A 26,744-nucleotide genomic window follows, 5' to 3' on the forward strand; every position below is an offset into this window, starting at 1 on the left:
GCTCTTTAATCTGCTTCGGAGGCCCGCAACGAGTCGATAGCAGAAGTTCCTGCCCCTCAAAATTACTGGCGGCAGGTGGGTCCGTCAGATATGTCGGCATCGGTCGGACGGGGGATGATGATGAAGAAGCTTATCGCCGCTGGTATCAGCCTGCTCGCTGCGAGTTGTGTGAACAATAGACCGCCGTTCCCTAGCCACACACTCTCGAATGCAGACATCGTGGAAGTACAAAGGGCCGTTCGCGCGCGTCTCGTTGATCCAAATTCGGCTCGATTCGGCGCAATTCGAGCGCACCGCAGTGGCAATGGGAGTATCGGTGTCTGCGGTCGCGTTGATTCCATAGACGAATTTGGCAAACGTACAGGAATGCAGGTTTTCATAGGCAATTTAGAGCCGTCGAGATTTAGAGTCATCACCGTTGGATCGCAGGAAATAATTGCAGAAGGTCCAGAATATATCTGCAAGACATTTGGATCGCCTGTCTAAATGTTCGGCTTCGACCTTACGCAGCTATATGTCGTTATCGTCGCACGTCCGATCGGCGCGGCTCCTCAATGGGTGCGCGATGCCTGGATTGGGGCGAGAGCGGGCCTTTGATCGATGAGAAATGAGATTGCGGAAGCCTGGGCATGGGATTCGCCATTTCACTTAGGAGCGATCATCCGAGCGCTGCCAACGTTCGGGCATTATGGAATGATGTTCAGCGGTTCGAGGATCGACCCTCCATGACCCTCCTTGGCTACCCGCCCCACGTCACCCTCGCCATCTACGATGATGACGTGGTGCGAGAGGCGGAGGTTCGGGACGCGCTCGATCAAGCCAGCAAAAACTTGCGCGCGGTCACACTGACCTTTGATGCCATTTTCAGCTTTGATGGGCCGCCGATGATCCTCTGGGCGTCGCCCCGTCCCAGTGAAGTCTTGCGGGACATCCACGACGCAATCCACGCTGCCATACCACCCGCCTCTTGCCGGCCACATTACCGGCCTGGCGTATGGACACCTCATTGCACGCTGGGCACGCAAGTAAGGGATGACCGACGCGAGGCGGCGCTAGCTTTCGCCCGCGAAGCTGGCAGCGTGTTTGACGTGGTTTTCGACGCTCTCGACTGTATCTATTTCCCACCTATAGCGCCTTTCGAGTCGCGGAAGCTGCTCTGATCTAGGCGAACAGAACCCGCAGGAACCTCCGACTTCGGTCGAAAGCCGCCTCCCAATCCAACTTCACACCAGGGTCTCGGCGGCAAACACCTTCTGGACGATCTGCCAGCGCCCGTTGAGGTGAAAGCATGACAAGAGGTCAGTCACCTCGCGGGGCGGGATCCGCAAGCGCAGCTTGAGCAGCGCCATGTCGCGGGTCATGGCGATGGAGAGAATCTGGTCGGCGCGCACGCTGCCGGCAGCCTGCGGAGACGTCAGGCTGCGGACCACATCGAGCCAGGCGGCGATGGGTGTGACCACCATGCTGTCGCCGTTACCGCGCCGGGTAACCAGGGCGGCAGGGTCGAAGATGGTCGCGAAGCTGTCGGCGTCCATCGCGTAAGCAGCATCGAAATAGGTTTTCGCCAGGGCAACCAGCCCATCTATGCTTGCGATCGAGCGCGTGTCTTGCAGCGTCATTATTGTTTCCTTCAAATTCAGTGTCCAGAACAGTATAACTACGGAGAGGCGCAATGTTTAATCGACGCGTACTAATCAGGTTTATAAGCAGAGCTAAGCAATCGAGACGATCATGAACACGTCCCTTTTATCTGCCGGAGACTTCAACCAGCTCCGCGCCTTCGTGGCCGTCGCCCTCGCGCTGAACTTCAGCCGGGCGGCAGAGAATCTCGGCGTGTCATCCTCGGCGCTGAGCCAGATGGTCCGCGCGCTCGAGGAGCGGGTCGGGGTCAGCCTGTTCAACCGCACCACCCGCAGCGTCTCCCTGACCGAGGCCGGGGCCAGGCTGTTCGAGCGGGTGCAGCCCGCCGTCGAAGAGCTGGCGGAGGCGCTCGGCGAGACCCGCGAGCGCCGCGCCCATCCCGCCGGGACCGTGCGGATGCACTGCTTCCGGACGGCGGCAGAGCTCTATCTCACGCCGATCCTGCGCGCCTTCAGCGACGCCTATCCGCAGGTGGTGCTCGACGTCACCCTCGACGACGCCGTCGTGAACATCGTGGCAGAAGGCTATGACGTCGCCATCCGGCTCGGCGAGGTGATCGACAAGGACCTCATCGCGGTGAAGCTTGGCCCGGAGCTGCGCCAGACCGCGGTCGCCTCGCCCGACTATCTCGCGCGGCACGGGACGCCGACCCATCCGCGCGACCTTCTCGCTCATCGCTGCATCGGCTGGCGCTGGCCGGGGCAGAAGACGCCGCACAAATGGGAGTTCATGGAGAACGGCAAGTGGTTCGAGGTCGCGGTCGACGGCCCCCTGATCTCCAACATGAAGGATTTCGGGGTACAGGCGGCGGTCGATGGGGTCGGCATCGCATTCGCCAGCCAGCAGCTGATCGCGCCCCACATCGCTGCGGGCCGCCTCATCGCGCTGCTCGAAAGCTGGTCAGCGCCCTTCCCCGGCTACTACCTCTGCTATCCAGCCCAACGGCAAATGGCGCCGCCGCTTCGCGCCGTGATCGACGCCATCCGCGGCGGCTCGCGCGAAAGCGAAACAGCGAAGAGCAGCGCGACCGCGCTCCTATCGCTTCGACGCGAAGAGCCGGCTGATCAACCAGAGCGGCACGACGACCAGCGCGCCGGCCAGGGCCCAGCCACCGACCTCGCGGACCGCGTCGAAGCCCATATCGGTGAGCGAGCGGACGAAGCGCAGCGCCGAGTCGAAGAGGCCGCGCGGCGATAGGCCGAGAAAGGCCATGGCCGCGCCGACCAGCAGCGAGATGAAGAACAGGCGCACGAGGACGCTGAGGAGAGAACCGCCGAGAAAACGCTCGGTGCCACCGCCATTGGCCATGCGAATCCCCTTCGGATCGACAATGCGAGATAGATCAGACCCTGCTTGAACCGGGCCTGAACGCCGCCGTCAACCGTTACCCGTCAGCTCGTCGCCGAAGCGCCCTGCGCCGCCCAGCCGGCGCCGGCGATCTTGGCGGCGGCGATCACGGCCTGGGTGCGGCTGTCGACATTGAGCTTGGTCAGGATCGCCGAGACATGCGCCTTCACCGTCGCCTCGGAGACGCCGAGCTCATAGGCGATCTGCTTGTTGAGCAGCCCTTCCGACAGCATCATCAGCACGCGTACCTGCTGCGGCGTCAGTGTGGCGAGGCGCCGGACCATGTCGGCGGTCTCGTGGTCGACCGGAGCGGAGAGGTCGACGCCGGGCGGGGTCCAGACGCCGCCGTCGAGCACGGCCTGGATCGCCTCGCCCATCTGCGCGACCTCGGCGGTCTTGGGCAGGAAGCCGAGCGCGCCGAACTCGATGCAGCGGCGGATCACCGCCGGATCGTCATTGGCCGAGACGACAATGACCGGGATCTCGGGATAGGAGGCGCGCAGGAAAAGCAGGCCGGAAAAACCCTGCACGCCAGGCATGGAGAGATCGAGCAGGATGAGGTCGATATCCGAGGCCTCGGCGAGGGCCTGGCCGAGCGCCTCGAGCGAGCCGACCTCGCTAACCTCGGAACCGGCCAGCGCATGCGAGACCGCCTGGCGCAGCGCGCCGCGAAAGAGCGGATGATCGTCCGCGATCACGATCCGTGTCATCATGCCCTCCGCACGCCGCAGCCCGGCAAGATGCCGCGCCATTCCCCCTTGAAAGTTCAAGCGCCCAGCATCTTGGCCTGTCAATGCTCCAATCGCGGGGAGCCACAACGGATCACTAATTGGCAGGCAGCAACGCTTCCAGCGTCTCGATCCGGTCCGCCTCGCCCGGCGGCTTGTCCCAGCGGATGCGGTTGATCCGGGGAAAGCGCATGGCGACGCCGGATTTGTGCCGTGTCGAGCGTTGCAGACCCTCGAAGGCCACTTCGAAGACGAGGCCGCTCGAGAGCGTATGCGTCACCTCGCGCACCGGGCCGAAGCGGCTCAGCGTGTTCTTGCGGACATAGCGGTCGATCTCGAGCAATTCCTCGTCGGTGAAGCCGAAATAGGCCTTGCCGACCGGCACGAGCTCGTCCGCCCCCGCCTCACCGACCCGCCAGACGCCGAAGGTGTAGTCGGAATAGAAGGAAGAGCGCTTGCCGTGGCCGCGCTGGGCATACATCAGCACGCAGTCGACCAGCCGGGCATCGCGCTTCCATTTGTACCAGTAGCCTTTCGGCCGACCAGGCAGATAGGGCGAGTCGAGCTGCTTCAGCATGCAGCCCTCGACCGCCTCGGCATCGGCGCCAGCCCCGGCAGAAGCCGGGTCGGCGCGGGCCTCGGTCAACTCCTCCCAGTTCGCGAAGGTAATGCGCGGCGAGAGATCGAAGCGGGCGCTGTCGAGCCGGCCGAGGAAGTCCTCCAGCCTGGCGCGCCGCTCCGTATAAGGGTGGGCACGCAGATCGTCGTCGGCCTCGGCCAGGAGGTCGTAAGCGCGGATATGGGCTGGGAATTCGGCCAGCATCTTCGCTGTGACCTGCTTGCGGTTGAGCCGCTGCTGCAGCGTGTTGAAGCTCTGGACGACGCCGTCGCGCATCACCAGCAATTCGCCGTCGATCGCGCCGTCCTGCGTCAGCGCCTCGGTGAGATCAGGAAAAGCTCCGCCGATCTCCTCTCCGGTGCGCGAGTATAGCCGGACGGTGCGGCTGCCATCGGCGCGCGTGCCGGCGACGGCCTGGACGCGAATGCCGTCCCATTTCCATTCGGCGGCGAATTCGCCCGCATCGAGCTTGTCGAAATCACCGTCCTCGATCGCATGCGAGAGCATGACCGGGCGGAAGGGCGCAGGATCAGTCGCCTCCGGCCGAGGAGCCCTGCCCTCCAGCCAGGCGAAGAGCGGGACATAGGGCGGCTCCAGCCCATGCCAGACCTGCTCGACCTCGTCGGCTGGAATACCCCCGAGGCTCGCGGCAGCGGTCTTGGCCAGGCGAGCCGAAACGCCGATGCGAAGGGCGCCGGTGATCAGCTTGAGCAGGGCCCAGCGGCCGGTCTCGTCGAGCGCATCGAGCCAGGAGGCGATCAGACGCGGCATCTCGGTCTTGCCGGAGTTACGCAGGCCGGCGACGACATCGGGCAGATGCGGCACGTCATTGGTGCCATGCCGGGCCGGCCACATCAGAGCGACCGTTTCCGAGAGATCGCCGACATAATCGTAGGACAGCGCGAACAGCACCGGGTCGGTGCGCTCTGCAATCAGGGCGCGGATCAGGCCGGGCTTGGCATTCTGGAAGACCAGCCCACCGGTCATCGCCGCCAGCGCATAGCCACGATCGGGGTCGGGCGTGGTGCGCAGATAGTCGGCGATCAGCGCGAGCTTGCCGTTGCGGCGCGGTTCATAGGCGAGGCGGTCGAGCAGCCAGGCGAAGCGGTTCATGGCGAGATCTCCGCCGGCTTTGCGTCCGGCTCGGCCTCACCCTCGTCGCCATAGCCGACGAGATGGAGCGGCATGCCCTTGAGGCCAACCGTGCCACACCAATGCGCCAGCGCCTCGGCCTCGCCATGGGTGATCCAGATCTCGTTCGCCTCGACCTCGCGGATCGTCGCCTGCAGGTCGTCCCAGTCGGCATGGTCGGAGATGATAAGCGGCAGCTCGACGCCCTTCTGGCGGGCCCGTGCCCTGACCCGCATCCAGCCCGAGGCGAAGGCAGTGACCGGATCAGGGAAGCGGCGCGACCAGAGGTCCTGGATCGCGCTCGGCGGGCAGATGACGATCTCGCCGGCCAGTGCCTTGCGTTCCTCGGCCTTGCGCTCGCCCGGCTCGACCTTACGAATCTCGCCGAGCGGGATGCCTTCGGCCTGATAGAGCTCCGTGATCTTCTCGACCGCGCCATGGATGAAGATCGGCCGCTCGTAACCGGCCTCGCGGATCAGCGCCATCAATCGCTGCGCCTTCCCCAGCGAATAGGCGCCGACGATATGGGTGCGGTCGGGGAAGAGCCGGACGGAATCGATGAGCTTCGCGGTCTCGGCATGAGCCGGCGGATGGCGGAACACCGGCAGGCCGAAGGTCGCCTCGGTGATGAAGACATCGCAGATGACCGGCTCGAAGGGCGCGCAGGTCGGGTCGCGCTCGCGCTTGTAGTCGCCGGAGACGACGATGCGCAGCCCCCGGTGCTCGACCACGATCTGGGCGGAGCCGAGGACATGGCCGGCCGGGACGAAGCGGAAATCGACAGCACCGATGCGAACCACCTCACCGGGAGCGGCCACCTGCTGCGAGCCGGTGAAGGCCTCGCCATAGCGCAGCGCCATGATCGCCAGCGTCTCACGCGTCGCCAGAACGGCGCCATGGCCGGCGCGCGCATGGTCGGAATGGCCGTGGGTGATCAGCGCCCGCGCCACCGGGCGGACCGGGTCGATGTAGATGTCGGCCGGCGGGCAGTAGAGCCCAGCCGGGGTCGGCGTCAGCAGATCGGAAGGCTTCATCGTCTGGCCAGTGTCATCTGCCTTCGTTAAACCCGCAGCATGATCGAAAAGGGCAGCAGCGTGTACTCCGCCAGTTCCGGGGATGAACGTCTCGACCGTCGCTATGCCTGGGCCGAGGCGGCGCTCAAGGATGGCGATCCGCAGGCGGCGATCGACATCCTCGATCAAACGCTCGCCGAGAACTACGGTTTCACCGCCGCTTGGCATCTCTATGGGCTGGCCCAGGAAGCGCTCGGGCACAATGAGGAGGCCGCGACCGCCTGGCGGCAATATCTCGACCTCGACCCGAACGACCATATGGGCGCCAAGCTCGACCTCGCCCGCATCGGCGCGCTCGCAGCCGAGCAGGCGACCTCGGAGAATTTTTCGGGTGCGCTGTTCGACGGCTATGCCGAGCGTTTCGACAGCCACCTCGTCGGCACCTTGCAATACCAGGCGCCGGCGCTGCTGAAGGACGCGCTGGCGCGCCATTGCGAGAAGGCAGGCAGGCCATTCCACTTCGAGACGGTCCTAGACCTCGGCTGCGGCACCGGGTTGATGGGCGAGGCGATCCGGGCAGAGACCGAGTTCCTCGCCGGCTGCGATCTCTCGCCGCGCATGATCGCCAAGGCGCAGGCCAAGACGCGTGAGGGCGGCCGCCCGCTCTACGACAAGCTCGCTACCGCCGGCCTCACCGCCTTCCTGGCAAGCCGGCCCGACGCCTCGGCCGATCTCGTCATCGCCGCCGATGTCTTCGTCTATCTCGGCGACCTCGCCCCGTGCTTCCATCAGAGCGCGCGGGTGCTCAAGGCGGGTGGCCTCCTCGCCTTCACCGTGCAGAGCCATCAGGGCGAGGGCATCACCGTCGGCCAGGACCGGCGCTTCGCCCATGCCGAAGGCTGGGTCAGAGAGAGGCTCGTCGAGGCCGGGCTGACGCCCGTGCTGGTCGAGCCGCAGAGCACCCGCATCGATCGCGGTCAGCCAGTGCCGGGGCTGCTGATCATCGCCGAGCGTCACTGACACGCGAAGCGCGGCAGGCCCTCAGGCAGCCTCCGAACGCATGTCCCCGGCATCGACGCCGTCCACAGCCCGCAAGGCCGGGATGGCAAAATCGGTGAAGGCGCGCACGACCGGGCGCATGAAGCGCACCGAGGGAAAGGTCCAGAAGGCCTCCGTCGGCTTGACCTCGTAACCCGGCAGGATGCGGACGAGCTGCCCTGCGGCAAGTTCATCCGAAACGAGCAGCTGCTGCACCGGCCCGGCGGCGCGCCCCGACAGCAAAGTCGCGACGATCGTCTCGGCCGCATTCGTGCGCATGATCGGCCGCACCGGCACGTCGATGCTCTCGTTTCCGCGACGCAGCACCAGCACATCCCGCGGCGAGAGCAGCGTCGGCGTGGTCACGATGTCGATTTCGGAGAGGCGTGCCGACGTCTCGATCGGCCCTGACCGAGCGAGAAATTTCGGAGCGGCGACGAGGATGCGGCGCACCAGGCCGAGTCGCCTGACGATCAGCTCCTGTCCCTCTGGGCGGCCATAGCGGAGCGCGAGGTCGAAGCCTTCATGGATCAGGTCGACTGCGCGGTTCTCCAGCACCAGATCGATCGTCACGCCGGGATAGCGCTCCTGAAAGGCGAGCGCGATCGGATGCAGGTGCCTAGCGCCAATGCAGGACGGCGCCTGCACGCGCAGCAATCCTTCGATCGCCCCCATCTCGTGGCGAACGCCTTCCAGCGCCGCATCGATGGTGGAAAGCGCGCTGCGGCTGGCCTCATAGAGCGCCTTGCCCTGCACTGTGGGTCGGACCATGCGAGTCGAGCGCTCCAGCAGCCGCGCGCCGACATGCCGCTCGAGATTGCGCAGATGCTTGGTGACGGCCGGCTGCGACACCGAGAGATCGCGCGCCGCAGCGGTGACCGAACCGCGTTCGACCGTGTGCACGAAAGCCCTCAGGGCAGCGGCGATATCCATGCATAGCCATTGGTTATGAGATTTATGATCTCATAACGGATCGACGCTATCGCCGCAAATTGCTCTATCGCCTCACCTGCCCCGTCATGCGAGCCGATAGCCTGAAATGCCCATAGACCGACGCCGCCTCCTGCTCGGCAGCCCGTTCCTTTTGTCCGGCTGCGTGACGAGACCCGCCCCCCCCAACTTTCGGGCCAAGCAGCGATCAATCGCCCCGACATGGTCGAGGCCGACTACGCTTCGATCTACGCGGCCGTCGATGGCGAGCCCTTTCCGGTGCCGGCCGTCGACCTCAGCGAGATCGAACCCGAATTCCTGCGGCGTGAGGTCAGCTATCACACAGCCGAGCGCCCTGGCACGGTGGTCGTCGATCCCGGCGAACGCCACGCCTATCTCGTCGGCGAAGGCGGCCGCGCGATCCGCTACGGCATCGGCGTCGGCAAGGAAGAGGGCTTCAATTTCCACGGCGCGGCGACGATCGCGCGCAAGGCGCAATGGCCGCGCTGGACGCCGACGCCGGACATGATCCGCCGCGAGCCACAGCGCTATGGCCGCTATGCCGGCGGCCTCGCGGGTGGTGCCGGCAACCCACTCGGTCCGCGCGCACTCTATCTCTATCGCGACGGGCGCGACACGCTCTACCGGCTGCACGGCACCGTCGAGCCGTGGACGATCGGCACGATGGTCTCGTCCGGCTGCGTCCGTCTGCTCAACCAGAACATCATGGACCTCTATCGGCGCGTACCCGTCGGCAGCAGGGTCGTGGTGCTGGGATCAGGCGGCGGCACGGCCGTCTGAAAGGCAAGAGACCACTGTTCCCTTTTCGTTCGACAGAGCCTATCTCTGTCGCTCGATGGATGCGCTCTCGCCTCTTCCCCTCGCCTTCTCCGCCTGGTTCGCCAGCCGCGGCTGGAGCGTCAGGGCGCATCAGCTCGCTTTGCTGGAAGAGGCCCGGGCCGGACGCTCGACCTTGCTGGTCGCGCCGACCGGCGCCGGCAAGACGCTCGCCGGCTTCCTGCCCTCGCTGGTCGAACTGACCCAGCGCGGCGGCGAGCGCGACGGCTTGCACACGCTCTATGTCTCGCCGCTGAAGGCGCTCGCCGTCGACATCGCCCGCAATCTCGAGACGCCGATCAGGGAAATGGGGCTCGGCGTAAAGGTCGAGACCCGCACTGGCGACACCTCCCCGGCCAAGCGCGCGCGCCAGATCGAGCGGCCGCCGGATATCCTTTTGACGACGCCGGAGCAGCTCGCGCTGCTGGTCTCGCATCGCGATGCCAAGCCGTTCTTCGCTGGCTTGCGTCGTGTCGTGCTCGACGAATTGCATGCGCTCGTCACCTCCAAGCGCGGCGACTTGCTCTCGCTCGACCTCGCCCGCCTGCGTGAACTCGCTCCGCAGATGAGCGCGGTCGGCCTCTCGGCAACGGTGCGCGAGCCGGCCGACCTGCAGGCCTATCTCGGCGGTGCCGGCACGCCGTCCGGCCTCGTCACCGTCAAGGGCGGCGCGCAGGCGCAGATCGGCATCATGCACACTAAGCGGCGGCTGCCGCTGGCGGGCCATATCACCGCCCATGCCGTCGACGACATCTACGCCGCGATCCGAGCGCACAAATTGACCCTCGTCTTCGTCAACACCCGCATGCAGGCCGAGTTCATGTTCCAGGCGCTGTGGAGCGTGAACGAGGAGACGCTGCCGATCGCATTGCATCACGGCTCGCTCGATGTCGGCCAGCGCCGCAAGGTCGAAGCGGCGATGGCGGCGGGCAAGCTGAAAGCCGTGGTCTGCACGGCGACGCTCGATCTCGGCATCGACTGGGGCGATGTCGACCTCGTCATCAATGTCGGCGCGCCCAAGGGTGCAAGCCGACTGATGCAGCGCATCGGCCGCTCCAATCACCGCATGGACGAGCCCTCGCAGGCGCTGCTGGTGCCGTCGAACCGGTTCGAACTGCTGGAATGCCGCGCCGCGCTCGATGCGGTGGCGGAAGCGGCGCAGGACACGCCACCGCCTCGGATCGGCGCACTCGATGTGCTCGCCCAGCATGTGCTGGGGGTCGCTTGCTCCGACGGTTTCGAGCCCAATGCGCTCTATGAGGAGGTCCTGACAGCCTCGCCCTATGCCGATCTCGCCCGTGCCGATTTCGACGCCGTGGTCGATTTCGTCGCGACCGGCGGCTATGCGCTGAAGAGCTATGAGCGCTTCGCCAAGCTCCGGCAGAGCAAGGACGGGCTCTATCGCGCCAGCAATGCCCGCGTGATCCAGCAATACCGGATGAATGTCGGCACCATCGTCGAGTCGACCATGCTGAAGGTCCGGCTCGGGCGGGCCCGGCCGGCAAGGCCCGGCAGCCAGCCCATGCTCAGCCGCGGCGGGCGCATGCTCGGCGAGCTGGAGGAATATTTCGCCGAGACGATGACGCCGGGCGACACCTTCATCTTCGCCGGTGAGGTGCTGCGCTTCGAGGGCATCGTCGAAAACGAAGTGGTCTGCTCGCGCACCAGCGCCGGCACCGATCCGAAGATTCCCTCCTACAACGGCGGCAAGTTCCCGCTCTCGACCTTCCTCGCCGCGCGCGTGCGCGCCATCCTCGCCTCGCCGAAGGAATGGGCGAAGCTGCCGGACGAGGTCTCCTCCTGGCTACATGCGCAAAGGCTAAAATCGCGCCTGCCCAAGCCCGGTGAGCTCCTGGTCGAGACCTTTCCGCGGGCCGGTCGCTTCTTCCTCGTCGCCTACCCATTCGAGGGCCGCCTCGCCCACCAGACGCTCGGCATGCTGCTGACGCGGCGGCTGGAGCGGGCGCGCCTGAAACCGCTCGGCTTCGTCTGCAACGACTATGGCATCGCCGTCTGGACGCTCGGCGATATGGCGGCTGCGATCGCGCGCGGGGCGCTCTCGCTCGACGATCTCTTCGCGCAGGACATGCTCGGCGACGATCTCGAGGATTGGCTGGCCGAATCGGCGCTGATGAAGCGGACCTTCCGCTCCTGCGCCGTGATCGGCGGCCTGATCGAGCGCCGCTTCCCCGGCCAGGAGAAGAGCGGGCGGCAGGTGACGATCTCGACCGACCTCGTCTACGACGTATTGCGCCGGCACCAGCCCGACCATGTGCTGCTCCGCGCCGCACGCGCCGATGCCGCGACCGGCTTGCTCGACATCGGCCGCCTGGGTCAGATGCTGACACGGATCAGCGGGCGAATCGTGCATCAGCCGCTCGATCACGTCTCGCCGCTCTCAGTCTCGGTCATGCTGGAGATCGGACGGGAGGCGGTCAGTGGCGAAGCGGCCGACGAGATCCTGGCCGAGGCGGAAGCGCAGATGCTCGAAGAGGCGATGGCGTGAACCTGGCGGCGAAGGAGACGGAAGACGTGGCGGCCGAGGCGTTCATGCTCGGCCGGCTGGCTGTCGTGCCCGACCTCTCCGGCGCGCTCTATCTGCCGGACGAGCGCACGCTCGTCGTCGCCGACCTGCATCTGGAGAAGGGCTCGGCCTATGCCGCCCGCGGCGTGCTGCTGCCGCCCTATGATTCCACTGCTACGCTGCGGCTGCTCGGCGCCGCCATCCTGCGCTACCAGCCGGCGCGCGTGATCGCGCTGGGCGATTCCTTCCATGATCGCGGCGCCGAGGCGCGGATCGACGAAAGCTGCTTGGCGACTCTGCGGGCTTTCCAGGCCGGCCGCGACTGGCTCTGGATCAGCGGCAACCACGACCCCCAGATCTCGGCCGCGATGGGCGGCACGGTGCTCGACGAGCTCGATCTCCGCGGCGTCAGGCTGCGGCACGAGCCGAGTCCCTCGGGTGCGCTGCCGGAGATCGCCGGCCATCTGCATCCCGCCGCCAAGGTGCGGATGCGCGGCCGGGCGCTGCGCCGGCGCTGCTTTGCGCTGTCATCGGCGCGCTGCGTCATGCCGGCGATGGGCGCCTATGCCGGCGGGCTCAATGTCCGCGACGTTGCCTTCCGCCCGCTGTTCGGCCTCGGCTTTTGCGCCCATCTCCTCGGCGATGGCAGGCTCTTCCGCATCGACCAGCGCCTGCTGCTGCCGGATTGAAGGGCACAGATCGAACCTGTGCCCCCTCCCCGTGAAGGGAGTGCTCGACAGCCCTTCATTTTCATGTGCAGGGATATGTGCGTAACAGGTTGCGTCGGGGCGGGGCTTGTGGCATCAGGACGCCGCTTCGGAACGGCACGGCGCCTTCCGGGTCCTCGATCGACCCGAAACGCCAGCATAAGCACGGTCCTGCTGCGGTAGCTCAGTGGTAGAGCACTCCATTGGTAATGGAGAGGTCGAGAGTTCAATCCTCTCTCGCAGCACCAGCCTTTCTCATGACACCGTTATTGCTGTCCGGTAGCGCCAACCTGTCATTGGCGCTGCAAGATGGCTGCCGTTCTCAGCCGCCATACTGGGCGTCGGAGACCTTCTCCAGCCAGTCGACCACTTTGCCATCCTGCGCTTCCTGCACGGCGATATGGGTCATCGCCGTCTCAGGCCCAGCGCCATGCCAGTGTTTCTCGCCCGGCGGGAACCAGACGACATCGCCCGGCCTGATCTCCTCGACCGGCCCGCCCCAGCGCTGCACCCGGCCAAAGCCCGCGGTGACGATCAGCGTCTGGCCGAGCGGATGGGTGTGCCAGGCCGTGCGTGCCCCGGGCTCGAAGGTGACAGCGGCGCCCTGCACGCGCTCGGGCGCATGCGGATTGAACAGCGGATCGATGCGGACGGTGCCGCTGAACCAGTCGCCCGGCCCTTTCGCCGATGGCCGTGTCCCGGCGCGGATGATGTCCATGGCTGTCTCCTTCGGCCTGCAGTCGCACTGAAAGCGAGACCGACAATCTAGTCACGCCCTTGCCTGGATTGAATGGGCGGCCAGCCTCAATGGAAATCGCGGGATTTCGGCAGGATCCGGACATTGCGGGGATGGCGCGCCCGCGGGATCTGCGGGTGCTGGAACTCGTCGGCGCGGGTCAGCACGATCTCGGCGCGATGCGTCTCGGACAGGCTGAGCAGCTCGGCCGAGCGATCGACGACGCGCTTCGCCATCAGATGAACGACGCCCTCCGGGCTCTTCTGCACCCTGCCCTCGACCAGGAGCAGCCGCGCCGCCATGACCTCGCGGCGGAAGCGCTCGAAATCGCGAGCCCAGAGCACGACATTGGTGATGCCGGTCTCATCCTCCAGCGTGATGAAGATCGCATTGCCCTTGCCGGGACGCTGGCGCACCAGCACGACGCCGGCGACGCTGGCCCAGGTTCCATCGCGCGCCGCCGATATCTGCGCGCAGCTGGCGACGCGCTCGCGGGCGAAACGAGACCGCAGCAGGCCCATCGGATGGCCCTTCAGCGAGAGCCGCGCGGTCTGGTAGTCGGCGACGACATGCTCGGCGAGCGGCATCGCCGGCAGCGCCATCGCCCGCTCCGCTCCTAGCTCGCGCGCCTGTGCCGCCTCGAACAATGGCAGGGCTTCGTCGTCCGGCAGGCGGCGCACCGCCCAGAGCGCCTCGCGCCGATCCAAGCCCATTGAACGGAAGGCGTCGGCATCGGCGAGCAGGCGCATGGCGCGAGCCGGCAAGCGGGCGCGGCGAGAGAGTTCCTCGACATCGCGATAGCCTTCACTGCGGGCCTCGACGAGACGCTTCGCCCAGTCTTCCTTGAAGCCGTCGAGCTGACGCAGGCCGAGACGCAGGGCCCAGGGGCTTTTCCAGCCTGGCCTTCCCGGCTCCAGCAGATTGTCCCAGGCGCTGAAGTTCACATCGATCGGCCGCGGCTCGACGCCGCCATTCTCCTGCGCCTCCCGGACGATCTGGGCCGGGGCGTAGAAGCCCATGGGCTGCGAGTTCAGCAGCGCGGCGGCGAAGATCGCCGGGTGATGGCATTTCAGCCAGGAGGAGACATAGACCAGCTTGGCGAAGGAGGCGGCATGGCTCTCGGGGAAGCCGTAGCTGCCGAAACCCTTGATCTGCTCGAAGCAGCGCTGGGCGAATTCGCGCTCATAGCCACGCTCGACCATGCGTTCGACCATCATCGCCTCGTATTGGCCGATGGTGCCGACATTGCGGAAGGTCGCCATGGCGCGGCGCAGGCCGTTGGCCTCGGGGTCGGTGAACTCGGCTGCAGTCATCGCAAGCTGCATCGCCTGCTCCTGGAAGAGCGGCACGCCGAGGGTACGTTTCAGGACATGGTAAAGCTCGCTCCGGTCATGCGGTGGCGACGGCGAGGGGTAGCTGACCTTCTCGACCCCGGAACGCCGCTTCAGATAGGGGTGGACCATATTGCCCTGGATCGGGCCGGGGCGGACGATCGCGACCTGGATGACGAGATCGTAGAATTCCCTCGGCTTCAGCCGCGGCAGCATATTGATCTGCGCCCGGCTCTCGACCTGGAAGACGCCGAGCGACTTGCCCTCGCAGAGCATATCGTAGGTCTTCCCGTTCTTCTGCGGAATCTCGGCTAGCCCGTAATCCTCCCCCTCCTTGTCGCGCAGCAGGTCGAAAGCCTTGCGAATGCAGGTCAGCATGCCCAAAGCGAGGACATCGACCTTCATCAGCCGCAACGCATCGATATCGTCACGATCCCATTCGATGAAGGTGCGGTCCTCCATCGCGGCATTGCCGATCGGCACGGTCTCGTCGAGGCGGCCACGCATCAGCACGAAGCCGCCGACATGCTGCGAGAGATGACGGGGGAAGCCGAGCAGGCGCACGGCGAACCGCACGGCCTGCGCGATCACCGGATTATCGGGATCGAGCCCGGCCTGGCGGATCTGGTTGCGGGTGATGTCCGAGCCCCAGCTACCCCATTGCGTCGAGGCGAGGCGAGCGGTGACGTCCTCGGTCAACCCCAGCGCCTTGCCGGCCTCGCGCATGGCGCTGCGCGGCCGATAATGGATCACGGTCGCGGCGATGCCAGCGCGGTGGCGCCCGTATTTCTCATAGATCCACTGGATCACCTCCTCGCGCCGCTCATGCTCGAAATCGACGTCGATATCGGGCGGCTCACGCCGCTCTTCCGAGATGAAGCGAGCGAAGAGCAGAGTGTGCTCGTCCGGATCGACGGCGGTGATGCCGAGCGCGTAGCAGACGGCTGAATTGGCGGCCGAACCTCGTCCTTGGCAGAGGATGGCGCGGCTTTCGGCGAATTCGACGATCTGGCGGATGGTCAGGAAATAGCGGGCATAGTCGAGCTTGCCGATCAGGACGAGCTCGTCATCGACCTGCTTCTGAACCTTCTCTGGAATGCCAGTGGGGTAGCGCATCGGCAGGCGCCGGCGCACCAGCTCCTCCAGCCAGCCTTGCGGCGTCCAGCCGGGCGGAACCGGCTCGTCCGGATATTCGTATTTCAGCTCGCCAAGATCGAACGCGATGCGGCCGAAGAGATGCTGCGTCTCCTCGATCGCTTCCGGCGCTTCCTTGAAGAGCCTGGCCATCTCCTGCGGTGGCTTGAGATGGCGCTCGGCATTGGCTTCGAGCAGACGGCCGGCCTTGTCGATCGTCGTGCCCTCACGGATGCAGGTCAGCAGATCCTGCAGATCGCGCTGCTCGGGTGCATCGTAAAGCACGTCGTTGGTCGCGATCAGCGGGGTGCGGGTCGGCGCCGCGATCGTCTTCAGACGGGCGAGGCGGCGGCGATCGTCGCCACGGCGCGACATGCCGGCGGCGAGCCAGGTCGCGCCGGGCGCAGCGGCATCGAGCCGGGCGAGTATCTCGGGCAGGCCTTCGAGCCGGCGCTCGGGCATGACGATCAGCAGGAGGTCGCGAGCGTCGTTCAGGAGGCCGTCGAGGCTGAGGATGCACTCGCCCTTGGCGCCACGCAGATTGCCAGATGTCAGCAGGCGGCAGAGCCGACCCCAGCCGGCGCGGTTGGCGGGGTAGGCGACGATGTCGGGCGTGCCGTCGGCGAAGACGAGGCGGCTGCCGGTGGCGAGCTTGAAGCGCTTCGCCATCGCCTGGAGCTGAGGCAAGGTGAAGGGCAGATCGGCGAAAGACGGGTTCTCGACCCAGATATATTCGCCGGGGCTGCCGCCCTCGCGGACCTTCTCCGGGGACGGCAGGCCAACCTCACGCAGATCACGCAGCGCGCTCCAGGCCCGCACCACGCCGGCGACGGTGTTGCGGTCGGCGATGCCGAGGCCGGCCTGGCCGAGCAGCAGCGCGGTCATCACCAGGTTTGGCCCGGGCGAGGCGCCGCGCAGAAAGGAGAAGTTCGTCGCGGCGACGGGTTCGGCGTAGCTGATCATGCGAACAACCCGTGCAGATACCAGCGCGGCGCCGTCGTCTCGCGGCCATAGAGGCCGGCGCGGAAGAGCCAGAAGCGGCGTCCCTGCGCATCCTCGACGCGGTAATAATCGCGCGTATGTTCGCCGGGCCCGTCGCGCCACCAGTCCGGCGCGATCCGCTCCGGCCCCTCGGCACGAGCGATCTCGTGCAGCACGCGCCGCCAGCGGAAGCGCAAGGGCGGACCATCCGGCACCTCGGCCAGGGTCTCGACCGGCTGGGGTGGCTCGAAGAGCTGGAGCGGCCGGGCCGGCGGCTCATCCGGCTGGGCGGCGGGCCAGGGCACCTCTTCCGACTTTGCTGCGGCCGGGATCAGCGCAGCTTCGCGCTCGGGCTGATGGCTGTCCTGCGCGACGAAGCGCAGCACGCGCTCGCGCCCGAAGCGGGCGACCAGCCGGTCGACGAGATCGGCGACCGCCTCCTCCTCGACGGCGCGCCCGTCGAGGCTCGCCTGCGGCGTGCCGAGCGGCTCGCAGACCGGCACGGCGAGCCTGATCGCATCATAGCCGAAGCCGGGATCGAGCGGGTCGGCCAGGCTGTCGATGCGCTCGCGATAGAGGCGCAAAATCGCGGCGACGTCGCGCGAAGGCCGGCCGGTCTCCAGCTGAAGCCGGCGCACGGCGCCATCGCTGCGGAAGAAGCTGACCTCGAAGGCGCGCCCGCCCTCGCCGCGCGCCTCGAGCAGGCGCCCGGCCTCGCCGAGCAGGCGGGCGACGATCTCCTCAAGCCCTTCGGTATCCTGCAGCGGATCGGGGAAATGCCGCTCGACCACGCAATCGGGCGGCGGCCGCAGGGGCGTGATGCGGGCATCCTCGTGGCCGAGGATACGGCGCAGCTTCGTGACGAGCGCCTCGCCAAAACGGGCAGCAAGCGTATGCGAAGGCCGCCCGGCGAGATCGCCCAATGTCTTCAGTCCGGCACGCGACAAAGCGATCACCGTTTCGGCCGAAGCCTCCAATGCCGAGACCAGTAGCGGCAACGTCCGCTGCTCATCCTCGCCGGGGAGCGAGATGGCGCAGCGGCCGAAGCGGGAGAGGGCGCGGGCCGCTTCGGGCGTTCCGGCGATGCTGGCGAAGACGGTGAGGCCGAGCCAATCCATGCTGCGGCCGACGCGCTGGCGCAGGGCCGCCTCGCCGCCGAAGAGATGGGCGCAGCCGGTGATGTCGAGCACGAGCCCATGCGGTGGGTCGAGCGCGACGAGCGGGGTGAAGCGATCACAGAGCGCGGCGAGCCATTCGATCAGGCGCTGGTCGGCGGCCGGATCGGCTTCGACAACGGTCAACTCCGGGATGCGGGCGCGGGCATCGGCCAGGGTCAGGCCGCGGGTCAGGCCGAGCGCGACGGCGCGCGTGTCGCAATCGGCGAGGCGCAGCGCACCGCGGTCCTTCTCGACCAGGACGAGCGGGCGCTCACCCGGCCCGGCGGAGCCCCGTCGGCGCAGGCGCTCGCTCGCCAGATAGGGAAACCAGAGGGCGAGATAGCGGCGCTGCATCCCTTCTGCCTCCCTCTCTCCCGATCCTGTCCTGGAAACATCGTTCGTCACGGTTCCACTCCACACGCCACTCACGCTCACCAAGGCCGCCGCGATGGCGCAGCAGCCGTAATCCGAAGGCGGGATCGCCCGGCGCCTCCGCCTCCCGCGCCCGCGACGGCAAAGCGCGCACCTGCCAGCGCGTGCTGGCGGCGCTCGGCTGCGGCTCCGCCGCCACCCGCAGCAACAGGGTCAGGACACCGGAGGTCTCCGCCGCCAGCGCCAGGCGGCGGCTGGCGGTCAGGTCGAACTGGCGCGGCGCGCCCCAGGGCTCGATCAGGGTCGCCCCGAGCGCGGCGCAACGTGCCGCTTCCGCGCCAGCCCGCAGCGCGCCCTCGCCGTCGCGGACCCTGACCAGCAGGATCTGCGCGGGATCGAGCCCGAGTTCGGCCAGGCCCGGTGGGTGCAGGCGGCCGGCCTCGGCATCGAGGAAATCCTGCCGGACCCAGAGCACCGGCCGGGATCCGGCGGCGCGCAGGGCCAGGGCTGCGGCGAAGCCCGTGGCTGCTGGAAGATCGGCTCCGGCCGAAGCGTAGATCTCATGCAGGGCCGCGCGCGCAATGCCACCACCGAGCGGCTCGTCGAGCGAGGGCGATCCGAAGGCGACCCGCTCCACCGGCGCAAGCTCGCGCGCCAGCCCCGCCAGAGCGAGGCTCTGCCGCAAGGCAGCCAGAGAACGGGTGGGTGCATCGGCCATCGAGCATATGTTCACTTTTTGTTCCAAGCATAAAGCGACTCCAAACAGCTCTGGAGTCAAGCCCGTATCCGCTCCCGCTTGCCTGCGGGCGGCTCGCTGCTGTCATATCGGGGCAAACCGGATCACCTATCCGCTGTGCGCCGCCCGCTCCGCGGCCTCGCCTGGAGACCGCCATGAGTTCGGGACTGTTCGCCCTTCTCGACGACGTCGCCGCTTTGGCCAAGGTCGCCGCGGCCGCGCTCGACGATGCCGCCGCGCAGGCGACCAAGGCCGGCGCCAAGGCGGCTGGCATCGTCATCGACGATGCGGCGGTGACGCCACGCTATGCCGTCGGCTTCGCGGCAGAGCGCGAATTGCCGATCATCTGGAAGATCGCGCTCGGCTCGCTGAAGAACAAGCTGCTCTTCCTGCTGCCAGCGGCGCTGGTGCTGACGCTCGTCGCGCCCTGGGCGATCACACCGCTGCTGATGATCGGCGGCGCCTATCTCTGCTTCGAGGGCTTCGAGAAGGTCTACGAGCTCGTGGTGCCGCATGCGCATCACGACGAGCTCGCCGGCGAAGGCGGCACCGACATTCTCGACGCCAGGCAGCTCGAGGAGCAGAAGATCGCCGGCGCGATCAAGACCGACTTCATCCTCTCGGCCGAGATCATGGCGATCACGCTCTCCACCATCACCGCCTCCTCCTTCTGGATGCAGGCGCTGGTGCTGGCCGTGGTCGGGCTCGGCATGACCGTTCTGGTCTATGGCGTCGTCGCCCTGATCGTGAAGGCGGACGATGCTGGCGTCGCGCTGGCGCGCAGCAGCCTTCTGCCGGTCCGGCTCATCGGCCGCGGCCTCGTCACCGGCATGCCGCCCTTCCTCAAGGTGCTGAGCGCGGTCGGCACGGCGGCGATGCTCTGGGTCGGCGGCGGCATCATCATCCATGGCCTCGCCGGCTATGGGCTCGCCGGGATCGAGCATGTCATTCACGATCTCGCCATCGCGATCGGAAAGGCATGGCCGGCGCTCACGGGCCTGCTCGAATGGCTGACCACAGCCGCGGCGTCTGCTGTGGCCGGGCTCGTCATCGGCGGACTCTGCCTCGTCGGCATGCACTTCGTCGTCGAGCCGATACTGAAGGCCCGGCGCGGCAGCGGCGTGAAGCCGACTGCCCTGCCGGAAAAGCAGGGCCACTAGGCAGCAACGGGACCGCACAGCGGCGCGAAATCTGCTAGCGCTGGCAACCGGTCCGGCTCGCGGGCCGCGGTGCCCTCATGCTGCAATTCCTCGCCACCAGCACGCCTTTCTTCGCGGTGATCGCGCTCGGCGCCTTCACCGCCTGGCGCGGCCTGTTCACGGCCGATGCGGTCAGGGTGTTCAACACCTTCGCCTTCATGGTGGCGACGCCGGCGATGGTGTTGCGGGTGATGTCGCGCCAGCCGATCGCGGAGTTGTGGAACGGCGTCTTCTTCGCAGCGTTGGCGCTGATCGGAGTTGGGGTGCTCGCCCTCGCCATCTTGCTGCAGCGGCGCCTGCTCGGCCTGCCTTTTCCCAACGCCGTATCGCGAGGGCAGGCGCTGGTCGGCGGCAATTTCGCCTTTCTCGGCATCCCGCTGATGCTCGCCTTCCTCGGCGACAGCGCCGCGGCACCGATCGCGATCGGCCTGATCTGCGACACCGCCCTGATCGTGCCGCTCTCGATCGGGCTGATCGAGGCCGGGCGCGGCAAGGGCTCGCCGCTTGCGATCACGGCCAGGCTCGTCCGCGGCACGATCGTCAACCCGTTCATGCTCTCGATCATGGCCGGGATCGGCCTGTCGCTGAGCGGAATGGCGCTGCCGGAGCCGGTCGACCGGTTCCTGCTCTTCCTCGGCGCCTCGGCCGCCCCGGTCGGCGTCTTCGCGCTCGGCATCGCTGCCTTCCAATGGAGCCGTGAAGGCAAGCTGCCCTTGCGCGGCGTGCTGCCGCTGGTCGCCGGCAAGCTCATCCTGCATCCCTTGCTGACCTGGGTCGTGCTGGCGCTGGTCCTGAAGCTCGATCCGTTCTGGGTGCAGGCCGGCGTGCTCTATGCGGCACTGCCGATCGCGGCCAATGTCTTCGTCATTTCCGAACGCTTCGACACCGGCAGCCGCCCGATCGCGGCGGCGATCGTGATCTCGACAGCCGCAGCCGCCCTCACCTTTCCCCTCGCGATCTGGCTGATCTCGCCCTGATCGCCTGCCCGGAGCACCCAATGCCCAGCCAGCTCTTCCAGCCCTTCGATCTCGGCGGCTTGCACCTGTCCAACCGGATCGTGATCGCGCCGATGTGCCAGTACTCGGCCGAAGAGGGCTCGGCCACCGACTGGCACCTGATCCATCTCGGCAACCTCTCCTTGTCGGGTGCCGGGCTCCTGATCATCGAGGCGACTGCGGTCGAGGCGGAAGGGCGGATCAGCCCGGACGATCTCGGCCTGTGGAGCGATGCGAACGAAGCGGCGCTGGCACGCGTGCTCGAAGCGGTTCGCCGCCATTCCGACATGCCGATCGGCATCCAGCTCGGCCATGCCGGTCGCAAGGCCTCGGTCCATTCACCCTGGACCGGCGGCGGGCAGCGCCCGCTCGATGATCGCGGCTGGCAGACGCTCGCCCCCTCCGCCTTGCCGATGCAGGCCAAGGACCGGCCGCCGCTGCCGCTCGACGCAGCCGGGCTGAAGCGGATCCGCGAGGCCTTCGTCGCGACGGCGCGCCGGGCGGTGCGACTCGGCCTGCAGGCGATCGAGCTGCACTGCGCCCATGGCTATCTGCTGCACCAGTTCCTGTCGCCGCTGGCGAACCAGCGCGACGACGCCTATGGCGGCTCGCTGGAGAACCGGATGCGCTTCCCGCTCGAGGTCTTCGACGCCGTGCGCGAGGCGGTGCCGGCCGCGATCCCGGTCGGCGTGCGCGTCTCCGGGACCGACTGGGTCGAGGGCGGCTGGGACATCGGCCAGACCGTCACCTTCTCGGAGGCGCTGAAGGCGCGCGGCGTCAGCTTCATCCACGTCTCCAGTGGCGGCGTCTCGGCCGCGCAGACAATCGCGCTCGCGCCGGGGTATCAGGTGCCGCTGGCAAGGGCGGTGAAGGCGGCGACGGGCGTGCCGACCATCGCCGTCGGCCTGATCACCGATTACGAGCACGCCGAGGCGGTCGTCGCCGGCGGCGATGCCGACATGGTCGCGCTGGCGCGCGGCATCCTCTATGAGCCGCGCTGGCCCTGGCACGCCGCCGCCTATCTCGGCGCCAGCGTCAAGGCACCGAAACAGTATCTGCGTTCGCAGCCGAGCCGGTTCCGGACACTGTTCGAGAGCTAAGCCGGGCTCACGCCGTCATTCCGGGGCGTCGCATAGCGGCGAGCCCGGAACCCATGAACACGACGCTGTTCCAGTTCGTCATGCTCGCCCTTGTGGCGAGCATCCACGTCTTGAACCCCACCTTCGACCAGCGAAGGTGTGGATGGTCGGGACAAGCCCGACCATGACGGAGAGAGGCCTCAATCGCCCGGCTGCGCGCCCTCGTAACCCTCGATGATGACGAGATCGACCGGGCCGACCTTGGCGAGGTGCTGCACCGCCGCCTGGTACTCCGGCGACTCGTAGCAGGCGCGCGCCGTCTCGATGTCCTTGAACTCGATGACGACATTGTGCTTGCGGCCCTCGCCGCGAGCGAGCTTGTACTCGCCGCCGCGGACGATGAACTTGGCGCCGTATTTGGCGAAGGCGATCGCGTTGAGCGAGCGATAGGTGGCGTATTCCGACTCGTTCTGCACGTCGAGGCGGGCGATCCAGTAGCCTTTGGCCATAGTCAGGCCCCCTCGACCGCGATCAGGTCGATCTCGCCGGCGCCCTCGCGCAGCTTGCGCGCCTCGGCATACTCGGCCGAAAACAGATAGGCCTTGGCCGTGGCGTAGTCGGGGAATTCGAGGACGACATTGCGGGCCACGCCCACGCCCTCGCCGACCGTCATCTGGCCGCCGCGCACCAGCGGCGTGCCGCCATACTGCTTGATCGCCTCGGAGGCCTTTGCGGCGTAGACCGCCCATTGCGTCGCATTGGTCACCTTGGCGCGACCGATCACATATCCCTTGGGCATTGCCGTATCCGTATCCGATGGAAAGGAGGCGGGAGATTAGGCGGCGCCCGCGATCTCGTCCATGACCGCCGCCGCCGCTGCACGCGGGTCTGCCGCGCGGATGATGGGACGCCCGACGACGAGATGGTCGGCGCCGGCGCGGATCGCCTCGGCCGGAGTGAGCGTGCGCTTCTGGTCGCCGACGGCGCTGCCGGCAGGCCGGATGCCTGGTGTCACGATGGCCATGTCGGGGCCGATCACGCCGCGGACAATCTCGGTCTCGGCGGCAGAGCAGACGATGCCGTCGACACCGGCGGTGCGGGCCTGCTGGGCGCGCATGCGCACGAGATCGCGCACCGCGAGGCCGTAGCCTGCGTCCTTCAGGTCGCCATCGTCATAGGAAGTCAAAGCGGTGACGGCGAGCAGCTTCAGCGCCGCCTCGCCACGCCCCTCGACCGCGCCGCGCATGGTCTGCGGATAGGCGTGCACTGTGAGGAAGGTGACGCCGAGCTTGGTCAGCGATTCCACGCCCTCGGTGACGGTGTTGCCGATATCGTGCAGCTTGAGGTCGAGGAAGACCTTCTTGCCTTCGGTGACGAGCTGACGGGCAAGATCGAGCCCGCCGGCGAAGGCGAGCCGATAGCCGATCTTGTAGAAGCTCGCCCCGTCGCCCAGCGTAGAGACGATGCGGTAGGCATCCCAGACCGTCGGCACGTCGAGCGCGACGATCATGCGGTCCCGGAGATCATTGATCTTCTGCGTCATCGCCCTGCCCTCCACCTGCTATCGGGTGAAAGGCACGATTCGAGCGACCGCGCAAGGATTATCTCATTTTTGAGATAAGTCTTCTTTTCGATCTGAGTAAAAATGTGCGCCGCGGAACGCGTCACTCATCCTCGTCATGAGGCTTCGCCGCCAGGACCTGCGCAAAAACCTGAGTCCAGACCTCCGGCGGCTGGGCGCCCGACACCGCCAGCTTGCCGTCGACGATGAAGAAGGGCACCCCAGTGACGCCGACCTTCTGGGCATGCGCCTCCAGCCCGATGATCGTCTCACGCAATTCGTCATTGGCGAGCTCGTCGCGGGCCGCCTGCTCGTCGAAGCCCTGCTCGACGGCGATGGCGACCAGCGTCTCGAGGTCGCCGATATCGCGCCCGTCCTGCCAATAAGCCTTGAACAGCGCCGCGGTCATCTCGCCGCCGCGCTGCACGGTCGCGGCGGCAGCGACCAGCATATGCGCCATGCGGGTGTTGACGCTCTTCGTGACCTTCGCCCAGTTGAAGGTGACGCCGCTCTCCAGCGCCGCCTCGGACAGGCGCAGCTCGATCTCGCGGCGCTTGCCGGGGCCGAACTTGCCGTCGAGATAGGCGGTGCGATCCATACCTTCCGCCGGCATCTCCGGGTTGAGCTCATAGGGCAGCCAGGTGATGGCGACGCGCTCGGTGAGATTATGATTGGCGAGCGCCGTCTCCAATCGGGTCTTGCCGATGAAGCACCAGGGGCAGGCGATGTCGGAGACGATCGCGAGCGGCAGCTTGTCGGGAGCGGCAGGATTCAACATGGCTCAGTCCTTCGCGGATCGCCGCGACAAGGGCGTCTTCAGACCGGCGGGTAGGCGTGGAGGTCGCCATGGCGATCCTCCGCGAAGCCCTGTGCGCCGGGCGTCTCGCAGCCCGAAAGGAAGGCGGGTCCGACCGGAATCTTGCCGGCCCCGCCGGGGATGTCGAGGATATAGGTCGGCTGGCACAGGCCGGAAAGGTTGCCGCGCAGGCTTTTGACCAGCGCCTGCCCTTCGGCCAGCGACAGCCGGAAATGGCTGGTGCCCGGCGCAAGATCGGGATGGTGCAGATAATACGGCTTGACCCGGTTCTCGACGAAGGCGCGCATGAGCGCCGACAGCGTCTCGACATCGGCATTGACGCCCTTGAGCAGCACGCTCTGGCTGATCAGCACATGGTCGGCATCGGCGAGGCGCGCCAGAGCCGCCTTCGACTCCGCGGTGAACTCGCGCGGATGGTTGGCGTGGACGGCGATGTAGCTCGCCTTGCCCTGGATGCGCAGCGCGCGGGCATAATCCTCGGTGATGCACTCGGGCTGGACCATCGGCACACGCGTATGCCAGCGCACGACCTTGATGTGGGGGATCGCGGCGAGACGCTTCGCGACCTCACGCACCCGCCTTGCCGAGAGGATCAGCGGGTCGCCGCCGGTCATGATCACCTCCCAGATCTCCGGGCGGGAGGTCAGATAGGCGAGCGCCGCATCGAGCTTGTCGCCGGTCAGGGCATCGCCGCCGGGGCCGACCATCTCGCGGCGGAAGCAGAAGCGGCAATAGACCGGGCAGGCATGGACCAGCTTGAGCAGGGCCCGGTCCGGGTAGCGATGGACAACGCCCTCGACCGGCGAGTGCGCCTCGTCGCCGATCGGATCGGCGAGCTCTTCCGGCAGAGTCGTCAGCTCGGCGGGAGCGGGGATGAACTGGCGGGCGATCGGATCGGCTTCGTCAGCGGGATCGATCAGCGCTGCGATCGCCGGCGTCACCGAGACGGCATAGCGCTTCGCGACCTCGGCCAGCGCCTGCCGCCTTTCGGGCGCGACGAGACCACGCTCGACGAGGGCGTCGACCGTCTTCAGCGGCTGGCCGGGCGGCTGGTGGATCGTCATCGCCCTCCCCTGCCCGGTTCCGCGACCGGCGTCCAGAGCACATCCTCGATCCGGCGCGCGCCGGTGGCGAGCATGACGAGGCGATCGAAGCCGAGCGCGATGCCGGAGGCCGGCGGCATCTGGCCGAGCGCAGCGAGGAAATCCTCGTCGATCGGATAGCGCTCGCCATAGATGCGCTGCTTCTCGTCCATGTCGGCCTCGAAACGCCGACGCTGCTCCGCCGGGTCGGTCAGTTCGCCGAAGGCATTGGCGAGTTCGACGCCGCAGGCATAGAGCTCGAAGCGTTCGGCGACGCGGGGATCGCCGGGCTTGGGCCGGGCCAGCGCCGCTTCCGAGATCGGGTATTCGCACAGGATGGTGGCGCGGCCGCGGCCGAGCTCAGGCTCGATCTTCTCGGAGAGAATGCGGCTGAAGATGTCGGACCAGCTGTCGTCCCCGGCGAGACGGATGCCGGCAGCCTGCGCCTGCGCGGCCAGCGCCGCACGATCGGTTACACCGTCACCGGCAATGGTCGCCATCAGGTCGATGCCGGCATGGCGGGCGAAGGCCTCGTGCAAGGTCACGCGCTCGGGCTCGGCGAAGGGATCGACCTCGCTGCCGCGCCAGCGCAGCACCGTCGTGCCGGCGGCACGCGCGGCCTCGGCCAGGAGCGCCGCGCAGTCCCGCATCAACGCCTCGTAATCCTCTCTGGCGCGATACCATTCCAGCATGGTGAACTCGGGATGGTGCAGCGCCGTGCGCTCGCGATTCCGGAAGACGCGGGCGAAATCGAACAGGCGCGGCTCGCCGGCCGCCAGCAGCTTCTTAGCAGCGAATTCCGGCGAGGTGTGCAAATAATAGGGATGGCCAGCGCCGGCATCGTCGATCAGCGTCGTGGAAAAGCCGTGCAGATGCGTCTCGTTGCCAGGCGAGACTTGCAGGATCGCGGCTTCGACCTCGATGAAATCGCGCGCCTCGAACCAGCGCCGCAGTGCCGCCTTGATCCGCCCCCGCGCCAGAAGCGCAGGGCGCCGGTCGGCGTGGACGTCCGGCCGCCAGAAGGGCGGGTGGGTCTGGCTCATCACATC

General features: G+C 67.2%; 24 protein-coding genes, 1 tRNA gene and 1 pseudogene. 10 read left to right on the plus strand and 16 right to left on the minus strand.

Annotated elements, in window-relative coordinates; genetic code table 11:
* Positions 1-629 precede the first annotated feature (629 nt).
* Positions 630-1,160, plus strand: coding sequence for a 2'-5' RNA ligase family protein (locus tag ACWIGM_RS14845; RefSeq protein WP_454026684.1), 531 nt, complete (start codon positions 630-632; stop codon positions 1,158-1,160).
* Between the two features lie 63 nt (positions 1,161-1,223).
* On the opposite strand, the gene ACWIGM_RS14850 is transcribed toward ACWIGM_RS14845, so the two are convergent.
* The gene (locus ACWIGM_RS14850; protein WP_454026685.1) at positions 1,224-1,619 is read right to left on the minus strand and encodes a nuclear transport factor 2 family protein; all 396 of its coding nucleotides are present in this window, start codon (positions 1,617-1,619) and stop codon (positions 1,224-1,226) included.
* Between the two features lie 112 nt (positions 1,620-1,731).
* Here ACWIGM_RS14850 and ACWIGM_RS14855 point away from each other — a divergent pair, with 112 nt between their 5' ends.
* Entirely contained in the window at positions 1,732-2,838 is a 1,107-nt protein-coding gene (locus ACWIGM_RS14855) for a LysR family transcriptional regulator (RefSeq protein WP_454026686.1), read from the plus strand.
* Here ACWIGM_RS14855 and ACWIGM_RS14860 read toward each other — a convergent pair.
* The 4 genes and pseudogenes from ACWIGM_RS14860 to ACWIGM_RS14875 form a co-directional block, all read right to left on the minus strand.
* Positions 2,734-2,949 (minus strand): annotated as a pseudogene (locus tag ACWIGM_RS14860) (DUF6460 domain-containing protein); the annotation flags it as partial. The gene ACWIGM_RS14855 and the pseudogene ACWIGM_RS14860 overlap by 105 nt on opposite strands.
* Positions 2,950-3,032: 83 nt before the next feature.
* Complete coding sequence (locus ACWIGM_RS14865; protein ID WP_425285432.1) at positions 3,033-3,698, minus strand: response regulator; 666 nt, start codon at positions 3,696-3,698, stop codon at positions 3,033-3,035.
* A gap of 115 nt (positions 3,699-3,813) precedes the next feature.
* Positions 3,814-5,448: a cisplatin damage response ATP-dependent DNA ligase gene (locus tag ACWIGM_RS14870; protein ID WP_454026687.1), complete on the minus strand. Its 1,635-nt coding sequence runs from the start codon at positions 5,446-5,448 to the stop codon at positions 3,814-3,816.
* Positions 5,445-6,500 carry a ligase-associated DNA damage response exonuclease gene (locus ACWIGM_RS14875; RefSeq protein WP_454026688.1) on the minus strand — a complete coding sequence of 352 codons (1,056 nt, stop codon included), beginning with the start codon at positions 6,498-6,500 and terminating at the stop codon, positions 5,445-5,447. Before ACWIGM_RS14875 ends, ACWIGM_RS14870 begins: the two co-directional genes overlap by 4 nt.
* A 60-nt stretch (positions 6,501-6,560) precedes the next feature.
* Between ACWIGM_RS14875 and ACWIGM_RS14880 the strand changes: the two genes are divergently transcribed.
* A complete protein-coding gene (locus ACWIGM_RS14880) occupies positions 6,561-7,499 on the plus strand; it encodes a methyltransferase (RefSeq protein ID WP_454026689.1) in 939 nt (312 codons plus the stop codon).
* Positions 7,500-7,520: 21 nt separating this feature from the next.
* Here ACWIGM_RS14880 and ACWIGM_RS14885 read toward each other — a convergent pair whose 3' ends face one another.
* Positions 7,521-8,450 carry a LysR family transcriptional regulator gene (locus ACWIGM_RS14885; RefSeq protein ID WP_454026690.1) on the minus strand — a complete coding sequence of 310 codons (930 nt, stop codon included), beginning with the start codon at positions 8,448-8,450 and terminating at the stop codon, positions 7,521-7,523.
* 219 nt (positions 8,451-8,669) lie between these two features.
* Between ACWIGM_RS14885 and ACWIGM_RS14890 the strand changes: the two genes are divergently transcribed.
* The 4 genes from ACWIGM_RS14890 (at position 8,670) to ACWIGM_RS14905 (ending at position 12,763) form a co-directional block, all read left to right on the plus strand.
* Positions 8,670-9,248, plus strand: a complete 579-nt coding sequence (locus ACWIGM_RS14890) for a L,D-transpeptidase (RefSeq protein ID WP_454026691.1) — start codon at positions 8,670-8,672, stop codon at positions 9,246-9,248.
* A 55-nt stretch (positions 9,249-9,303) separates the two neighbouring features.
* Positions 9,304-11,790 carry a ligase-associated DNA damage response DEXH box helicase gene (locus ACWIGM_RS14895; RefSeq protein ID WP_454026692.1) on the plus strand — a complete coding sequence of 829 codons (2,487 nt, stop codon included), beginning with the start codon at positions 9,304-9,306 and terminating at the stop codon, positions 11,788-11,790.
* On the plus strand, positions 11,787-12,497 hold the full coding sequence (gene pdeM / locus ACWIGM_RS14900) for a ligase-associated DNA damage response endonuclease PdeM (RefSeq protein ID WP_454026693.1): 711 nt from the start codon (positions 11,787-11,789) through the stop codon (positions 12,495-12,497). The genes ACWIGM_RS14895 and pdeM overlap by 4 nt, the downstream gene beginning before the upstream one ends.
* A 191-nt stretch (positions 12,498-12,688) precedes the next feature.
* Positions 12,689-12,763, plus strand: a tRNA-Thr gene (locus ACWIGM_RS14905).
* Between the two features lie 74 nt (positions 12,764-12,837).
* Here the strand turns inward: ACWIGM_RS14905 and ACWIGM_RS14910 are convergent.
* The 4 genes from ACWIGM_RS14910 to ACWIGM_RS14925 form a co-directional block, all read right to left on the minus strand.
* Positions 12,838-13,233 carry a (R)-mandelonitrile lyase gene (locus ACWIGM_RS14910; RefSeq protein ID WP_454026694.1) on the minus strand — a complete coding sequence of 132 codons (396 nt, stop codon included), beginning with the start codon at positions 13,231-13,233 and terminating at the stop codon, positions 12,838-12,840.
* Positions 13,234-13,319: 86 nt separating this feature from the next.
* Positions 13,320-16,679: an error-prone DNA polymerase gene (locus ACWIGM_RS14915; RefSeq protein WP_454026695.1), complete on the minus strand. Its 3,360-nt coding sequence runs from the start codon at positions 16,677-16,679 to the stop codon at positions 13,320-13,322.
* On the minus strand, positions 16,676-18,208 hold the full coding sequence (locus ACWIGM_RS14920; protein WP_454026696.1) for a Y-family DNA polymerase: 1,533 nt from the start codon (positions 18,206-18,208) through the stop codon (positions 16,676-16,678). The genes ACWIGM_RS14915 and ACWIGM_RS14920 overlap by 4 nt, the downstream gene beginning before the upstream one ends.
* Positions 18,126-18,944 carry an ImuA family protein gene (locus ACWIGM_RS14925; protein ID WP_454026697.1) on the minus strand — a complete coding sequence of 273 codons (819 nt, stop codon included), beginning with the start codon at positions 18,942-18,944 and terminating at the stop codon, positions 18,126-18,128. Before ACWIGM_RS14925 ends, ACWIGM_RS14920 begins: the two co-directional genes overlap by 83 nt.
* 173 nt (positions 18,945-19,117) lie before the next feature.
* Between ACWIGM_RS14925 and ACWIGM_RS14930 the strand changes: the two genes are divergently transcribed.
* From ACWIGM_RS14930 to ACWIGM_RS14940, 3 genes are all read left to right on the plus strand, one after another.
* Entirely contained in the window at positions 19,118-20,122 is a 1,005-nt protein-coding gene (locus ACWIGM_RS14930) for a DUF808 domain-containing protein (RefSeq protein WP_454026698.1), read from the plus strand.
* A 77-nt stretch (positions 20,123-20,199) separates the two neighbouring features.
* Positions 20,200-21,138, plus strand: a complete 939-nt coding sequence (locus tag ACWIGM_RS14935; RefSeq protein WP_454026699.1) for an AEC family transporter — start codon at positions 20,200-20,202, stop codon at positions 21,136-21,138.
* A 20-nt stretch (positions 21,139-21,158) separates the two neighbouring features.
* Complete coding sequence (locus ACWIGM_RS14940; protein ID WP_454026700.1) at positions 21,159-22,256, plus strand: NADH:flavin oxidoreductase/NADH oxidase; 1,098 nt, start codon at positions 21,159-21,161, stop codon at positions 22,254-22,256.
* Between the two features lie 179 nt (positions 22,257-22,435).
* Here ACWIGM_RS14940 and ACWIGM_RS14945 read toward each other — a convergent pair whose 3' ends face one another.
* The 6 genes from ACWIGM_RS14945 to epmA all read right to left on the minus strand — a co-directional run bounded on the left by ACWIGM_RS14945 (position 22,436) and on the right by epmA (position 26,738).
* Positions 22,436-22,744, minus strand: a complete 309-nt coding sequence (locus ACWIGM_RS14945) for a DUF1330 domain-containing protein (protein WP_284172982.1) — start codon at positions 22,742-22,744, stop codon at positions 22,436-22,438.
* 2 nt (positions 22,745-22,746) lie between these two features.
* Positions 22,747-23,034, minus strand: coding sequence for a DUF1330 domain-containing protein (locus ACWIGM_RS14950; protein WP_092155005.1), 288 nt, complete (start codon positions 23,032-23,034; stop codon positions 22,747-22,749).
* 36 nt (positions 23,035-23,070) lie between these two features.
* Entirely contained in the window at positions 23,071-23,778 is a 708-nt protein-coding gene (gene pyrF, locus ACWIGM_RS14955; protein ID WP_454026701.1) for an orotidine-5'-phosphate decarboxylase, read from the minus strand.
* 121 nt (positions 23,779-23,899) lie between these two features.
* Positions 23,900-24,574 carry a DsbA family oxidoreductase gene (locus ACWIGM_RS14960; RefSeq protein ID WP_454026702.1) on the minus strand — a complete coding sequence of 225 codons (675 nt, stop codon included), beginning with the start codon at positions 24,572-24,574 and terminating at the stop codon, positions 23,900-23,902.
* A gap of 38 nt (positions 24,575-24,612) precedes the next feature.
* Positions 24,613-25,677, minus strand: a complete 1,065-nt coding sequence (locus ACWIGM_RS14965; protein ID WP_454026703.1) for a lysine-2,3-aminomutase-like protein — start codon at positions 25,675-25,677, stop codon at positions 24,613-24,615.
* Positions 25,674-26,738, minus strand: coding sequence for an EF-P lysine aminoacylase EpmA (gene epmA, locus ACWIGM_RS14970; RefSeq protein WP_454026704.1), 1,065 nt, complete (start codon positions 26,736-26,738; stop codon positions 25,674-25,676). Before epmA ends, ACWIGM_RS14965 begins: the two co-directional genes overlap by 4 nt.
* Positions 26,739-26,744 lie beyond the last annotated feature (6 nt).

It is taken from the genome of Allobosea sp. NPDC055332, from assembly GCF_053645455.1.

What these genes read in the sequence shown, in the direction of transcription:
- ACWIGM_RS14930 (WP_454026698.1), top strand. Translation starts at nt 19,118, where the DNA reads ATGAGTTCGGGACTGTTCGCCCTTCTCGACGACGTCGCCGCTTTGGCC.
- ACWIGM_RS14875 (WP_454026688.1), bottom strand. Translation starts at nt 6,500, where the DNA reads ATGAAGCCTTCCGATCTGCTGACGCCGACCCCGGCTGGGCTCTACTGC.
- ACWIGM_RS14865 (WP_425285432.1), bottom strand. Translation starts at nt 3,698, where the DNA reads ATGACACGGATCGTGATCGCGGACGATCATCCGCTCTTTCGCGGCGCG.
- ACWIGM_RS14895 (WP_454026692.1), top strand. Translation starts at nt 9,304, where the DNA reads ATGGATGCGCTCTCGCCTCTTCCCCTCGCCTTCTCCGCCTGGTTCGCC.
- ACWIGM_RS14845 (WP_454026684.1), top strand. Translation starts at nt 630, where the DNA reads ATGGGATTCGCCATTTCACTTAGGAGCGATCATCCGAGCGCTGCCAAC.
- ACWIGM_RS14925 (WP_454026697.1), bottom strand. Translation starts at nt 18,944, where the DNA reads ATGGCCGATGCACCCACCCGTTCTCTGGCTGCCTTGCGGCAGAGCCTC.
- ACWIGM_RS14965 (WP_454026703.1), bottom strand. Translation starts at nt 25,677, where the DNA reads ATGACGATCCACCAGCCGCCCGGCCAGCCGCTGAAGACGGTCGACGCC.
- ACWIGM_RS14870 (WP_454026687.1), bottom strand. Translation starts at nt 5,448, where the DNA reads ATGAACCGCTTCGCCTGGCTGCTCGACCGCCTCGCCTATGAACCGCGC.
- ACWIGM_RS14915 (WP_454026695.1), bottom strand. Translation starts at nt 16,679, where the DNA reads ATGATCAGCTACGCCGAACCCGTCGCCGCGACGAACTTCTCCTTTCTG.
- pyrF (WP_454026701.1), bottom strand. Translation starts at nt 23,778, where the DNA reads ATGACGCAGAAGATCAATGATCTCCGGGACCGCATGATCGTCGCGCTC.
- ACWIGM_RS14935 (WP_454026699.1), top strand. Translation starts at nt 20,200, where the DNA reads ATGCTGCAATTCCTCGCCACCAGCACGCCTTTCTTCGCGGTGATCGCG.
- ACWIGM_RS14910 (WP_454026694.1), bottom strand. Translation starts at nt 13,233, where the DNA reads ATGGACATCATCCGCGCCGGGACACGGCCATCGGCGAAAGGGCCGGGC.
- ACWIGM_RS14950 (WP_092155005.1), bottom strand. Translation starts at nt 23,034, where the DNA reads ATGCCCAAGGGATATGTGATCGGTCGCGCCAAGGTGACCAATGCGACG.
- ACWIGM_RS14920 (WP_454026696.1), bottom strand. Translation starts at nt 18,208, where the DNA reads ATGCAGCGCCGCTATCTCGCCCTCTGGTTTCCCTATCTGGCGAGCGAG.
- ACWIGM_RS14855 (WP_454026686.1), top strand. Translation starts at nt 1,732, where the DNA reads ATGAACACGTCCCTTTTATCTGCCGGAGACTTCAACCAGCTCCGCGCC.
- ACWIGM_RS14940 (WP_454026700.1), top strand. Translation starts at nt 21,159, where the DNA reads ATGCCCAGCCAGCTCTTCCAGCCCTTCGATCTCGGCGGCTTGCACCTG.
- ACWIGM_RS14945 (WP_284172982.1), bottom strand. Translation starts at nt 22,744, where the DNA reads ATGGCCAAAGGCTACTGGATCGCCCGCCTCGACGTGCAGAACGAGTCG.
- ACWIGM_RS14850 (WP_454026685.1), bottom strand. Translation starts at nt 1,619, where the DNA reads ATGACGCTGCAAGACACGCGCTCGATCGCAAGCATAGATGGGCTGGTT.
- epmA (WP_454026704.1), bottom strand. Translation starts at nt 26,738, where the DNA reads ATGAGCCAGACCCACCCGCCCTTCTGGCGGCCGGACGTCCACGCCGAC.
- ACWIGM_RS14890 (WP_454026691.1), top strand. Translation starts at nt 8,670, where the DNA reads ATGGTCGAGGCCGACTACGCTTCGATCTACGCGGCCGTCGATGGCGAG.
- ACWIGM_RS14960 (WP_454026702.1), bottom strand. Translation starts at nt 24,574, where the DNA reads ATGTTGAATCCTGCCGCTCCCGACAAGCTGCCGCTCGCGATCGTCTCC.
- ACWIGM_RS14885 (WP_454026690.1), bottom strand. Translation starts at nt 8,450, where the DNA reads ATGGATATCGCCGCTGCCCTGAGGGCTTTCGTGCACACGGTCGAACGC.